The sequence below is a fragment of the Frankia sp. KB5 genome, assembly GCF_002099325.1.
Classification (GTDB): domain Bacteria; phylum Actinomycetota; class Actinomycetes; order Frankiales; family Frankiaceae; genus Frankia; species Frankia casuarinae.
Window position 1 is genome coordinate 1 of record NZ_MRUJ01000130.1, and the last position, 13,615, is coordinate 13,615.

General features: G+C 71.8%; 8 protein-coding genes. 2 read left to right on the forward strand and 6 right to left on the reverse strand.

What is annotated here, in order from left to right:
• A partial coding sequence (locus KBI5_RS13735; RefSeq protein ID WP_241882878.1) for an NAD(P)H-binding protein occupies nucleotides 1-333 on the reverse strand: 333 nt, incomplete at its 3' end.
• Nucleotides 334-441: 108 nt separating this feature from the next.
• Between KBI5_RS13735 and KBI5_RS13740 the strand changes: the two genes are divergently transcribed.
• Nucleotides 442-3,852, forward strand: a complete 3,411-nt coding sequence (locus KBI5_RS13740) for a pyruvate carboxylase (RefSeq protein WP_085015461.1) — start codon at nucleotides 442-444, stop codon at nucleotides 3,850-3,852.
• Here the strand turns inward: KBI5_RS13740 and KBI5_RS13745 are convergent.
• The 4 genes from KBI5_RS13745 to KBI5_RS13760 all read right to left on the reverse strand — a co-directional run bounded on the left by KBI5_RS13745 (nucleotide 3,836) and on the right by KBI5_RS13760 (nucleotide 10,435).
• Complete coding sequence (locus KBI5_RS13745; protein ID WP_241882880.1) at nucleotides 3,836-5,257, reverse strand: bifunctional glycosyltransferase family 2/GtrA family protein; 1,422 nt, start codon at nucleotides 5,255-5,257, stop codon at nucleotides 3,836-3,838. The two genes, KBI5_RS13740 and KBI5_RS13745, sit on opposite strands and share 17 nt — an antisense overlap.
• A gap of 290 nt (nucleotides 5,258-5,547) precedes the next feature.
• A complete protein-coding gene (locus KBI5_RS13750; RefSeq protein ID WP_085015462.1) occupies nucleotides 5,548-7,938 on the reverse strand; it encodes a glycosyltransferase family 39 protein in 2,391 nt (796 codons plus the stop codon).
• 41 nt (nucleotides 7,939-7,979) lie between these two features.
• Complete coding sequence (locus tag KBI5_RS13755; protein WP_241882881.1) at nucleotides 7,980-9,683, reverse strand: HAMP domain-containing sensor histidine kinase; 1,704 nt, start codon at nucleotides 9,681-9,683, stop codon at nucleotides 7,980-7,982.
• Nucleotides 9,680-10,435 (reverse strand): response regulator transcription factor, encoded by a 756-nt coding sequence (locus KBI5_RS13760; RefSeq protein ID WP_023840873.1) that lies wholly within the window; start codon nucleotides 10,433-10,435, stop codon nucleotides 9,680-9,682. Before KBI5_RS13760 ends, KBI5_RS13755 begins: the two co-directional genes overlap by 4 nt.
• Before the next feature lie 532 nt (nucleotides 10,436-10,967).
• Here KBI5_RS13760 and KBI5_RS13765 point away from each other — a divergent pair.
• The gene (locus KBI5_RS13765; protein WP_241882883.1) at nucleotides 10,968-11,351 is read left to right on the forward strand and encodes a hypothetical protein; all 384 of its coding nucleotides are present in this window, start codon (nucleotides 10,968-10,970) and stop codon (nucleotides 11,349-11,351) included.
• A 76-nt stretch (nucleotides 11,352-11,427) separates the two neighbouring features.
• On the opposite strand, the gene KBI5_RS13770 is transcribed toward KBI5_RS13765, so the two are convergent.
• The gene (locus KBI5_RS13770) at nucleotides 11,428-13,614 is read right to left on the reverse strand and encodes an Hsp70 family protein (protein WP_241882885.1); all 2,187 of its coding nucleotides are present in this window, start codon (nucleotides 13,612-13,614) and stop codon (nucleotides 11,428-11,430) included.
• Nucleotide 13,615 lies beyond the last annotated feature (1 nt).

The following is a 13,615-nucleotide window of genomic DNA, read 5'->3' on the forward strand; positions in this document are numbered from 1 at the left end:
GGCCGCCGCCGCCACGACCGGTCGCCCGAACCGGCGGAACGGGCCCACCGTGGAGACGAGCACGTCCCCGGTGCCGAGCCCGAGCAGGCGGGCCAGCGACGCGCCGTCGGCCGCGTCAACCACGTCGGCCGCGTCAGCCACGGTGGCCGCGTCAACCACGTCGGCCGCGTCAGCCACGGTGGTCTCCAGGCCGTCGTAGGCGGCGGCGAGGGCACGGACCCTGGTCTCCGTGCGGCCGGCGAGGACAGGTCGGTGCCCGGCAGCCACGAGTTCCGCGGTCACCAGCCGGCCGGTGTAACCGGTCGCGCCGAACACTACGATACGGGCCGTCATGGGTCCCGACGTTATGCCCATCTGTCGAAGGTGGCCCTTGAGACGTTACTTTGGCACGTAGGGGCCTGCACACCCCACAATGATGCGCACCCGTCCGAGGAGGCGCGTGTGCGTAAGGTACTGGTTGCAAATCGTAGCGAGATCGCCGTCCGTGTTTTCCGAGCCGCTCAGGAACTGGGCCTGCGCACGGTGGCGGTCTACACGCCCGAAGACGTTTCCGCGCTGCACCGGACAAAGGCGTCCGAGGCCTACGAGATCGGTGGCCCCGGGCACCCGGTGCGCGGATACCTGGACATCGATGCCCTGCTCACCGTGGCCAAGCAGGCGGAGGCCGACGCGCTGCACCCCGGCTACGGCTTCCTGTCGGAGTCGGCGGTGCTCGCCGATGCGTGCGCCACCGCCGGCGTCACCTTCGTCGGACCGCCCCCGGCGGTCCTGCGGCTGACCGGAGACAAGGTCGCCGCCCGGGACGCCGCGCTGGCCGCCGGGCTGCCGGTGCTGCGCGCCTCGGTGCCGCTGCCGGAGGGCGCCGGGGCGCTCGCCGCCGCCGAGGAGGTCGGCTTCCCGCTGTTCGTCAAGGCCTCCGCCGGTGGTGGGGGGCGCGGCCTGCGGCGGGTGGAACGCCCCGCCGACCTCGCCGACGCGGTGGCGAGCGCGTCCCGGGAGGCCGCCGCCGCCTTCGGGGACGRCACGATCTTCCTGGAGCAGGCGGTGGACCGGCCGCGCCACATCGAGGTCCAGATCCTGGCCGACGCCTACGGCAACATCATCCATCTGTACGAGCGGGACTGCTCGGTGCAGCGCCGGCACCAGAAGGTCGTGGAGATCGCCCCGGCGCCGCAGCTCGACGAGGCGGTCCGGGCGAGCATCTGCGCCGACGCGGTGCGGTTCGCCCGGCATGTCGGCTATGTCAATGCGGGCACGGTCGAGTTTCTTCTCGGCGCCGACGACCGGTACACGTTCATGGAGATGAATCCCCGGATCCAGGTCGAGCACACGGTCACCGAGGAGGTCACCGGGGTTGATCTGGTCGCGGCGCAGCTGCGGATCGCTGATGGGGAGAGCCTGGCCGGCCTCAACCTCACCCAGGAGCAGATCGTCCTGCGCAGCACCGCCATCCAGTGCCGGGTCACCACCGAGGATCCCTCGGATGGCTTCCGGCCCGACATCGGGACGATCAGCTTCTACCAGTCACCCGGCGGTCCGGGGGTGCGCCTCGACGGCGCCACGTACCCGGGGGCCGAAGTCAGCCCGTACTTCGACTCGTTGCTGGTGAAGCTGACGACCCGGGGTAACACGCTGGAGAAGGCGGCGCGGCGCGCCCGGCGGGCGCTGAACGAGTTCCGGGTCCGCGGGGTGCGCACGAACATCGACTTCCTGGTGCGGCTCCTCGCTGACCCCGGCTTCCTCGCCGGCGGGGTGAGCACGTCGTTCATCGATGAACGGCCGGAGCTGCTCGCTCCCGGCAAGGGGGCGGACCCGACCAGCCGGCTGCTGGCTCGCCTCGCCGAGAGCACGGTGAACGGATTCCCGCGCCCGGCGGTCGCCCTGACCGACCCCCGGGAGTTGCTGCCGCCCGCGCCCGCGCAGGTGGCGGCGTCCGGCGGCACGGCGTCCGGCGGCACGCAGCCGCCGGCGGGATCCCGGCAGCTGCTGACGGAGCTCGGGCCGGCGGGCTGGGCGGCGTGGCTGCGYGCCCAGGAGGCGCTGGCCGTCACCGACACCACCCTGCGTGACGCCCACCAGTCGCTGCTGGCCACGAGGCTGCGCAGCTTCGACATCCTGGCGGCCGCCCCGTCGTACGCCGCGCTGACGCCGAACCTGCTGAGCCTGGAGGCCTGGGGCGGGGCGACCTACGATGTCGCGCTGCGCTTTCTCGCGGAGGATCCGTGGGAGCGGCTCGCCGCGCTGCGCCAGGCCGCGCCGAACATCTGCCTGCAGATGCTGCTGCGGGGGCGCAACGCGGTCGGGTACACCCCCTACCCGGACGACGTCGTCCGGGCGTTCGTCGCCGAGGCCGCGGCGACCGGCGTCGACATCTTCCGGATCTTCGATGCGCTGAACGACATCGAGCAGATGCGCCCGGCGATCGAGGCGGTGCTCGGTACCGGGGCGATCGCCGAAGGGACGCTCTGCTACACCGGTGACCTCTCCGACCCGGCGGAGCGGATCTACACCCTCGACTACTACCTGCGCCTCGCCGAAGAGCTCGTCGAGACGGGTGTGCATGTGCTTGCCGTGAAGGACATGGCGGGACTRCTGCGCCCGGCGGCGGCGGCCACGCTGGTGACGGCCCTGCGGGAGCGTTTCGACCGGCCCGTCCACCTGCATACCCACGACACCGCGGGCGGCCAGCTCGCCACCCTGCTCGCGGCGTCCGCGGCCGGGGTGGACGCGGTGGACGCCGCCGCCGCGCCGATGTCCGGCGGCACCAGCCAGGTCAACATGTCCGCGCTGGTGGCGGCGACCGACCACACTCCCCGGGCGACCGGCATCGCGCTGTCCGCGCTGTCCGCGATGGAGCCGTACTGGGAGGCTGTGCGCGACCTCTACGCCCCGTTCGAGGCGGGGCTGCGGGCCCCGACCGGGGCCGTGTACCGGCACGAGATTCCCGGCGGCCAGCTGACGAACCTGCGTCAGCAGGCGATCGCGCTGGGACTGGGGGACCGGTGGGCCGAGGTCACCGAGTGCTACGCGATCGCCAACGAGCTGCTCGGCAAGCCCATCAAGGTGACGCCGACCAGCAAGGTCGTCGGTGACCTGGCTCTGTTCATCGCCGGCGGATCCGTCGACGTGGACCGGTTGCGTGCGCATCCCGAGGAGTTCGACCTGCCGGCCAGCGTGCTCGGCTACCTCGCGGGTGAACTCGGCACGCCGCCGGCAGGCTTCGCCGAACCGTTCCGGGAACGGGCGCTGGCCGGGCGCCGTCCGTCGCCGCCGTCCGTCGACCTCGACGCGGCGGACGCCGACGAGCTCTCCTTCCCGGGGGCCCGGCGGGTGGCCCTGTCCAGGCTGCTCTTCCCCGGCCCGTGGAAGGACTATCTGCGGGCGGTGGACGCCTACGGGGACTCCTCCGTGGTCCCGACCGACGGCTTTTTGTACGGGCTGCGGCCTGGCGTTCCGCTCACCGTCACCCTGGAGCCCGGGGTAGAGATCATCGTGGAGCTGGAGACGCTCTCCGAACCGGACGACTCCGCGATGCGCACCCTGTACCTGCGGGTCAACGGCCAGCCCCGGCCGGTGCGGGTCCGGGACGCGTCCATCACGGCCACCACCACGGCGGCCCGTCGGGCGGACGCCGCCGATCCGAACCAGGTGGGCGCCGGGCTGCCGGGCATCGTCACGTTCAGCGTCGCGGTGGGCGACACGGTGACGAAGGGCCAGCGGCTGGCGGTGGTGGAGGCGATGAAGATGGAGGCCGCGGTGACCAGCCCGGTGGGCGGGACCGTCGTGGAGCTCGTCCGCTCCAGCGGCGACTCCGTCGAGGTCGGCGACCTGCTGCTTACTCTGCGTTCCTGATCTCGCCGGTCGGGGCCCGCCTCCGCGGGGGTGTCGTGGCCGGGGGCATCCCGGCCACGTTCCTCGCCTCCCGGTCCGGGCGGAAAACCCAGGCGCGTAGCAGAAGGAACCGGATGACCGTGGAGGCCAGGTTCGCCAGCACCAGCACGGAGAGTTCGAGGCCGCGGCCGGGGTTCGTGCTCGCCGCGTGCAGGAGCGCGAGCGAACCGCTGGTCAGGCCGAGGCCGACGGCGAACACCACCAGGCCCTGCAGATGGTGGCGACCGGCGCGCCGCGGACCGGTGAGACCGAAGGTCAGCCGCCGGTTCGCCGCGGTGTTCGCGACCGCCGTGAGAAGCAGCGACAGCAGGTTCGCGATCTGCGCCCCGGTGACTGTCCGCAGCAGGACGAAGAGCACCAGATAGGACAGCGTGCTGGCGACCCCGATCGCGGCGAATCGCAGGAGCTGACCGGCGAGTCCCTTCGGTACCCCCGGGACCTCGACGACCTTGCCCTCCTCGGCGTGGCCGGCGGTGAGCGGACCTCGGCCGAACTCCTGGTGCAGCTTGGCGAGCGGCAGCTTTCCGCTGCCGAACGCCCGCAAGAGGCGGACCACACCCTTCAGGTCGGCGATGGCCGTGGCGAGGACGTCGACGCGGCTGTCCGGATCATCGATCCAGTCGACCGGGACCTCGTGGATGCGCATCCCGGCCCGTTCGGCCAGGACGAGCAGTTCGGTGTCGAAGAACCAGCCGCTATCCTCCACCAGGGGTAGCAGGCCCGCCGCGGCGTCGGCGCGGATCGCCTTGAAGCCGCACTGCGCGTCGGAGAACCGGGCCGCCAGGGTCCTGCGGAGGATCAGGTTGTAGCAGCGGGAGATCACCTCCCGGCGCGGTCCCCGCACGACCCGGGAGGCGGGGGAGAGCCGGGTGCCGATAGCGAGATCCGAGTGGCCGCTGATGAGCGGAGCCACCAGGGGCAGCAGCGCGGCGAGGTCGGTCGACAGGTCGACGTCCATGTAGGCGAGCACCGGTGCGGGCGAGAGGCCCCAGGCCGCCCGCAGTGCCCGGCCGCGGCCCTTGGCCTCGAGGTGGATCGCGGYGACCTCGGGGAGCTCCTTCTCCAACGCCTGGGCGATGGCCAGGGTGCCGTCGGTGCTGGCGTTGTCGGCGATCGTGATCTGAAAGGGGTACGGGAACGTCCCGGTCAGGTGGGCGTACAGCCGTCGGACGCAGGGGGCGAGGTCGTTCTCCTCGTTGTACACGGGGATGACGACGTCCAGCACCGGGCGCGGACGGCCGCCGTCCGGCCCGAGCCACCCGGGCTGATGATGTTGAACGGGAATGCTCTCTCCGGTGCTCCCGGTCGTCTCGAAGGTCCCGGTCATCACGGTCATCCCGGAGATCACGGTCGTCGAGGAAGGCATCCGTGTCATCGTCATGCTCTCCACCCTCGGTTCGGGAGCTGTGCCGCTCGTGTGCCGATGCTGTGCGCCTGCTGTGAGCGCCGGCCGGGCTGAGGACCGTCTCGGTGGTTGTGGTTGTGGTGCGGAGCGGATTGGAACCATAACTGTGAGGCATCGCGTCGGTGAGGCATCGCGCCAACGCGGTGACGCCCACCAGGAGGATCGCGACGGCGATCGCGGCATCCTGGTGGGCGTCGCGTTCACCCGTGGCCCACGGGCTGGACGCCCGTCCGCGTCAGGCCACCGCAGCGTCAGGCAGTGACGCCGGTGCCCGTCGTGGAGCCGGTGGTGGCGCCGGTCTTCGGTGCGGTCAGGTCGTAGAGGGTCACGCCGTCGACCGTCTTCGAGGTGAAGTTCTCCGTCACCCAGCTGGAGATCTCCCGTGAGGACGAGCTACCGCCGTTGGCCTGACCGAAGCCGCCGCCGCCGCCGATGAAGTAGTGGATCTTTCCTTCGGCGACGTACTGCTTGAACTGCGCCAGGGTGGGCGAGGGGTCGCTCCCGTTGAACCCGCCGACCGGCATGACCGGGTCCTGGGTCGCGAGCTGGTATCCGGCCGCGCTGTTCGAACCGACCGCGGCGGCGACCCAGGTGTAGGAGTCCGCGTTCTGCCTGAGCAGCTTCACGATCGTGTTGCTGGGAGTGACGGCGCTGAGTAGACCGCCTGGGCCACCGCCCCGGCTCTCCCGCCCGCCGAGGATCCCGTTCCCCGGCGTGGTGGTTCCGGTCCCGRCACCACCACCGGCCTGGCCGGGCATGCCGCCCTGGCCGCCGGGCATCTGCTGCCCACCGCCGGGGAAGGCCCCGCCGGGGAAGATTCCACCACCCTGTGGGCCGCCCTGTGCCCCGCGGCCCATCCCCCGCGGCGGGAAGCCCCGCTGACGGCCGGCCTGCAGGCCGCCCTGGCCCATGCGGAAGAAGCGGCCGCCACCCGGCCCGCCGAAGCCGGCGCCGGCGGGACCCGCCGCCGGGATCGAGCCGGTGTGCGGGGTCGCCGCGGTGGCGATGGCATACGAGCCGGGTCCGAGGAGCCCGGCGACCAGCGCCACGGTGGCGACACCGAGCGCGGCCCGCCGCGGCAGTCGGATGGCCGCGAGGAACCCGAGCGCCGCGATGATCCCGGCGACGAGCACGGCGTACCGGATCCATGGATGCCACTGGGGGGTGCGGTTCAACAGGGTGTAGCACCAGGCGGCGGTGGCGGCCATCGTGGCAGCCGAGACCACGGCGGCGGCGGGATGCCGGCGATGACGCCAGAGCAGCGCGCAGCCCATCCCCACCAGGGCACCGACCGCCGGGGCGAGCGCCACCGTGTAGTAGGCGTGGAAGATGCCCTTCATCTGGCTGAAGACGATGCCGGTGACGAGCAGCCAGCCGCCCCAGAGAAGGAAGGCGGCGCGGGCGCGGTTCGTCCGCGGGGCGCGCCGGGTGATCCACAGGCCGGCGACGAGCAGGATCAGTGCCGTCGGGAGCAGCCAGGAGATCTGACCGCCGACTTCCGAGCCGAACATGCGGGTCCAACCGGCCTGGCCCCACATGCCGCCCCCGCGGCCGCCCGGACCCCCGGGGCCGAAGATGACCGTGCCGCCGCCGGGAGCGGCGCCTGCCGCGCCGTTCCCGATGGATTCCGGCAGGCCGCCCATCCGGCCGCCCCGGCCACCGCCAACGCTGCCGGTCTCGTTGCCGGTAAGTCGGCCGAGTCCGTTGTAGCCGAGGGTGAGCTCCAGCAGGCTGTTGTGCTGTGAACCCCCGATGTAGGGGCGGGAGGACGCCGGAACGAGCTCCACGATCGCGATGAAGAGGCCGGCGGGGATCAGCAGTCCGAGCCCCGCGGCCAGGGTCTGCCGGACGCGCCGCCAGAACGAGGTCGGCGCGGTCACCAGGTACACCAGCGCGAAGACGGGGACGACGAGCAGTGCCTGCAGCAGCTTCGTCAGGAAGGCGAAGCTGACCAGGACCCCGGCGAACACCAGCCAGCGGGTGCTCGCCTGCTCGATCGCCCGCAACGTCGCGTAGGCCGCGGCGACCAGGAGCAGCACGAGCAGGGCGTCCGGGTTGTTGAACCGGAACATCAGGGCCGCGACCGGGGTCAGGGCCAGCACCGCGCCGGCGAGCAGGCCCGCACCGGCGGAGAACTGCCGCCGCACGGTCTGGTAAAGCAGGYCGACGGTGGCGACACCCATCAGCGCCTGGGGCACGAGGATGCTCCAGGCGCTGAGGCCGAAGATCCGGACGGACAGCGCCATGACCCACAGGGAGGCCGGCGGCTTGTCGACCGTGATTGAGTTGGCGGCGTCCGAGGAACCGTAGAAGAACGCCTTCCAGCTCACCGAGCCGRCCTGGACCGCGGCCGAGTAGAACGCGTTCGCCCACCCCGACGCGCCGAGGCCCCACAGGTAGAGCACACCCGTGCCCACCAGCAGGGTGACCAGTGCAGGTCGGACCCAGCGGGCGTCCTCGGCGGATACGTCTTCGGCGGATACGAGGCCACCGGAGCCGCCGACCGGGAGCCCGGTCTCGGTGGGGGCGTCGGGGGAGGGCACGTGGTGGGGCTGGTCCCTGGTCCACGGCATGCGCCGCCGATGTCCAGGGGCCCGACCGCCTCCGGAGAGGGGCACCGGGTCGGTGAGTATGGGCGACATGGGGATCACTGTCGACCGCGGACCTTTCGGCTTCTTGTGATCTACCTGTGCGCAGGCTGTGAAGCTCGGTCGGGGTGCGTCGGGCCGGTCAGGCGGGCAGGCTCGGACGGGACCGTCTCCGAGGGGGGGAGGCATCGGGGCAGCTCGACCATGAAGGCGGTGCGTCCCGGCTCGCTCGTGGCCCGCACGTGCCCGTGATGTGCCTCGACGACGGCGGCGACGATGGCGAGCCCCAGCCCGGTGCTACCGGCGGCGCGGGACCGCGAGCTGTCGCCGCGCGCGAAGCGTTGGAAGACCTCGGGGAGCAGATCCGGAGGGATGCCCGGGCCGTCRTCCACGACCGCGAGGATCGCCGTGGGGCCGCTCACGGTCAGGCTCGCCGTGACCTGGGTGCCAGGCGGCGTGTGGGTGCGGGCGTTGGCCAGCAGGTTCGCGAGAACCTGGTGCAGGCGGGCCGGGTCCCCGGTGACCGTGACCGGCTCCTCGGGCAGGTCGAGAGCGAAGCGGTGGCCCGGGGCAGCCACGTGCGCGTCGTTGACCGCGTTGACGATCAGCCGGGAGACGTCCACCGGTTCCCGGACCAGGTCCCGACCGGAGTCGAGCCGGGCGAGCAGCAGCAGGTCGGAGACCAGCGCCGTCATCCGCGCGCTTTCGGACTCGACCCGGCTCATCGCGTAGGTGACGTCCGCGGGGACGTGCTCGCGGGTCCGGCGGGTCAGCTCGGCGTACCCGCTGATCGCCGCGAGCGGAGTGCGCAGTTCGTGGCTGACGTCGGCGAGGAACTGGCGCATCCGCATCTCGCTCGCGTGGCGGGCGGCCAGCGCGGCACCGATGTGGCCGAGCATCCGGTTGAGCGCCGCCCCGACCTGGCCGACCTCTGTGCGCGGGTCGGTGTCTACCTGCGGCACCCRCACCGACAGGGCCACCTCACCCCGGTCGAGGGGTAGCTCGGCGACCCGGGAGGCCGTCGCTGCGACCCGCCGCAGCGGTCGCAGCGTGACGCGGACGATCGCCGTGCCGGCGATCGCGGCGGCCGCGACCCCCACCAGCGCCACCACCCCAGCGATCATTGTCATCCTGGTGAGGGTCGCGTTCACCTGTTTCATCGGCAGCCCGGTGACGACGATCATATCGTCATGGGTGGTCCTCGCGAGGAGCCGATAGTCACCCTGATCGCCGAACGCCCGGGTATACGGCCGCAGGTAGGCGGGAATGCCCGCGACGACGGCGGTCTCGGCGGTGGTCAGCTCCTTCCCCTCGCCGGCGGTATCGATGAAGGCCCCGTAGGTTCCATCCTCGCCCACGACGGCTCCCAGCGTTCCCGGATCGACCGGTCCACGGAAGAACCGGCGGACCCGCAGCTGCTGCGGGCTGAGGCTGGACGGCTGGTCGGCGGCAGCGGAGTCGGCGGCAGCGGTGGCAGCGGAGTCGGTGGCAGCGGAGTCGGCGGCAGCGGTGGCAGCGGAGTCGGCGGCGGCCGGGGCCGGGAGGGCCGGCAGGGCCGGGAAGGACGGGAGGTTCTGGAGAAAGGTGGGTTCCGGCCGGTCCCATCGCCCGCTGGCCTCCCGCAGCCGCCTGTCGAGCTGGTCGACGAGGACTCCTCGCAGCGCGACGGCGGTGACGAACACGATCACCAGCGAGACGGTCGCCAGCAGGAGCATCAGTAGGGCGAGCAGCCGGGTGCGCAGTGACCAGCGCGAGGGCGCGACCGGCACGATCCGGACCCGGTGAGCCGGGGAGCTCATGCCGGGCCCGGCGAGGTGCCCCTCGATGACGGGGTGGCGGAGGTCCTCGGTGCCAGCGCCGGATCKGCCGGCCGCAGGACGTAYCCGGCCCCGCGCATCGTGTGGATCATCGGGGGGCGGCCGGCGTCGATCTTCTTGCGCAGGTACGAGACGTAGAGCTCGACGACGTTCGCCTGGCCGCCGAAGTCGTAGTTCCAGACCCGGTCGAGGATCTGGGCCTTGCTGAGCACCCGGCGTGGGTTGCGCATGAAGAAGCGCAGCAGCTCGAACTCGGTGGCGGTGAGGTGCACCGGCTGGCCGGCGCGCTGCACCTCCCGGCTCTCCTCGTCCATCGTGAGATCGCCGACGACGAGCCGGGCGCCCTGCAACGCCTCGGTGGTGCGCGCGGCGCGGCGCATCAGTCCGCGCAGCCGCGCGACGAGCTCCTCGAGACTGAACGGCTTCGTGACGTAGTCGTCGCCGCCGGCGGTGAGCCCCGCCACCCGGTCCTCGACGGCGTCCCGGGCGGTCAGAAACAGCACCGGTACGTCCGGGCTCTCCGCCCGCAGGCGCCGAAGCACCTCCAAGCCGTCCATGTCGGGCAGCATGATATCGAGAACCACCGCGTCCGGCCGGAAGTCGCGGGCGAGCCGCAGCGCTCCGCGACCATCCGCGGCGCTGCGCACTTCCCACCCCTCGTAGCGCAGCGCCATCGACAGCAGCTCCGCCAGTGTTGTCTCGTCGTCCACCACGAGGACCCGCACCGGTTGCATGGTGTCAGCTTCGCCTCCTTGGCTGGCTGTTACCTGAGGTCTTGCTGTGAGCCTGCTGTGAATGCCGGGTCTGTGAATGCCCGGYGGGGCCGCGGAATCGTAGGCGTGCCACTCGCCGCGATGTCCATCGACGAGACGACCGGGACCCCCTCGAATGGCAGCCTCTCCCGGGGTGGCGGGCCCGACGGCTTGGATGGGATGGACACCACGCTCGATCAAGTATTGCACCACATTTTGCCAAGATTTTATCTTGGTGAGACCAATGAGGGCGAGAGTAGTGAGGGATGGGTGAATCTCAACGAGATCACGATGTGATCTGTCGTCGGGTTGACCGTCGGAGTATCCCCCTTCAGGGGGTTCACCTGCGCAAACTGGGTAGGTGCACAGCATGGCTCGCCACAGTCGTCCTCGGTCCGCCGTCCGCGGTAACCGTCCCCGTATCGTGCGCCGGGTGGTACTGCCCACCGCAACTCTGGTCACCGCGGGAGTCGTGACCGTGGGTACGGCGTTTGCCTGTTCCAGGTCGTCCTCAGTGGCRTCGGTTCCCGGGGAAACCAGCCGCGTCGTCGCTGCCGTGGCTCGCGGCGCCGGCACCTTCCCGCCGTCGGCCGGGGATGCGGACGCGATTGCCGAGGCGGTCCGGACGAGCTCGTTCACCGCGAATGTTCCGCCGCAGAACTACGAGGTCACCGGAACCACCCTGGCCGCCAGCGACCCGAGCTGGGCACTGACCGAGCTGCGCCCGACCGTGGCCGATCTCGACCGGGCCGAGGGTGTACTGCATCACACGGGCTCCGGGTGGGAACTGGTCCAGCTCGGTACCTACGAGGTCGGGTGTGGCGTCGCGCCCGAGGCGGTGCTGGACGACCTCGGCCTGCAGTGCCCGCCACGGGACGGCGCGGTCTTTCCGACCTGATCTCCGGGAGTTCCGGGATCTCCGGGAGTTCCGGGATCTCCGGGCGGCGGCTGTGCCTGCCGGGACGGCCGGAGCGTCAGGGGGTGTAGATGATGTCCCAGAGCCGAGCGGTCATGTCGGTACTGGTGGTGGCGAGCAGGAGGCCGTAGGGGGCGAACGCGCAGCTCATCACCGTGCTGCTGTGCCCGGTGAGGGTGGCGATCGCGGACCCGGTCGCGACGTCCCACAGTTGCGCGGTGTCGTCGGTGCTCGCCGTCGCCAGCAGGTGGCCGTCCGGGGAGAAGGCGCAGCTCTGCGCCGAACCCGGCAGAGTGAGCACGGTGGTGCCGCTGGAGGCGTCGGTGAGCCGGGTGCCCTCGTTGCCGCTCGTCGCGAGCAGCCGGCCGTCGGGGGAGAAGGCGCATCCGCCGGCGAAGTTCGTGTGCCCCGGCAGGCTCATGATGATCTCGCCAACCGTGACGTCCCACAGCAGGGTGGACTCCGCGCCGGCGGTGACCAGCAGCCGGCCGTCGGGGGAGAAGGCGCAGCCGTAGACCGAGCCGCGATGGCCGTTGAGGGTGGCAAGGTTTTTCCCGGTCGACGAACCCCACAGCCGGACGGTGCGGTCGGTACTGGTCGTGGCGAGCAGGCTGCCGTCCGGGGAGAAGGCGCAGCCGTACACGGGTCCCCGGTGCCCGGTCAGGGTCACCGTCTGGCGGGCGGCGTCAACGTCCCAGATGCGGGCCGTCTTGTCGCTGCCGGTGGTGGCGAGCAGCTTGCCGTCCGGGGAAAAGGCGCAGCCGTGCACGACCAGGCTCTTGCGTCCGCTGAGTGTGACCGACGTTCGGCCGGTGGCGACGTCCCACAGCCGGGTGCCGTCCTTGCTGGTGGTGGCGAGCAGCTTGCCGTCCGGGGAGAAGGCCGCCGAGGTGACGTCGCGTTCGTGTCCCTTGAGGGTGGCCCGCGCGGTGACCTCGACGTGGTGGGACGGGCGGCTGCTGCGCTCGAAGCCGCGCAGGTCCGCCGGCACCGCCGACCCCATCGGCACCGGCCCGGACGGAAGTGTGGTCGCCAACCAGTCGGCGTCGCGGACCGGAGTGCCGGGTGCCGCGTGGGTGTGGATGAGGCTACCCGGCGCCTCGGCGGCCAGGTCGAACAGGGAACCGTCGGTGAGGCGGACCCGCGCCAGCACGGCGCTCGCGTCGAAGCGCTCCCCGGGCTCGACGAGCCAGCGCACCATCGTCGCCCGCCCGCCGGGGATGTCCCAGCGAGCCGGTTGCAGGACCGGATTCGGGCGCGCCGCGGTGGTCCGGCGGGTGGAGACCGAGCTTGCCCAGGCGGCGGCGCCGAGCACCACGGCGAGCTCGGGATCGGCGGGGAGGTAGATCTGCTGCCCCGGCCAGTCGGTGCCGACCCCGAGCCGACCTTCGAGGATGTCGGTGACGACCGGGATCCGGGAGCTGCCACCGACGAGGAGCACCCCACTCAGCTTGTCCGGTCCGTAACCGGAGGACTTCAGCAAGTGCTGGCAGCAGGCCATCGTGCGGGCCAGGATGGGGGAGGCGAGCTGGGCGAACCGGTCACGCTGCATGCTGACCAGCAGGCCGGCCGGGCTGAAAACATCCTCCACCACGGCGATGTCGGAGAGTTGATGTTTCACTGCCCGGGCGAAGTCGAGCAGCTCGTGGCGGGTCCGGTTGGCCGTGGTCTGGAACGTCTCGCCGATCCCGGGCGGATTCAGTAGCGGTTCCAGCCCCGGCCCGTACAACCCCAGGATCTCGTCGAACAGAATCTGGTCGAGTTCGCGGCCGCCGCAGTCGTGCAGAGCCGAGTGGGAGAGCATCTCGTGCCGGCCGTCCTCACCGACCGCGACCAGCGCCCCCTCGAACGTCCCGCCGCCCAGGTCGTACACGAGCATGAGCGAGCCGGGCTCGGGCGCGACGCCGACCACCGGCGACCAGGCCGCCGCGACCGGCTCGGCGAGCAGGTCCACGTCGACGAACCCGGCGGCCTCCGCTGCGGCGATCATCGTCCGGCGCAGCGGGCCGGCGGGATCGTAGCTCGCCGGTATCGTGACGACGGCCCGCGACAGCGCCGCACCACCGAGCTGCTGTTCGGCCTCGGCCTTCAGCGCGGACAGCACCGCGGTCACCAGCACGTGCGCCGGATAGCTGCGGCCGTCGAGTGACACGGCGCTGTCCCGGGCCAGATCGCGCTTGACCTCGCCGCGGTACGCCGCGGGCCAGATCCGCTTGCGCCGCTCGGCGAGCGTGCCGACGATCAGG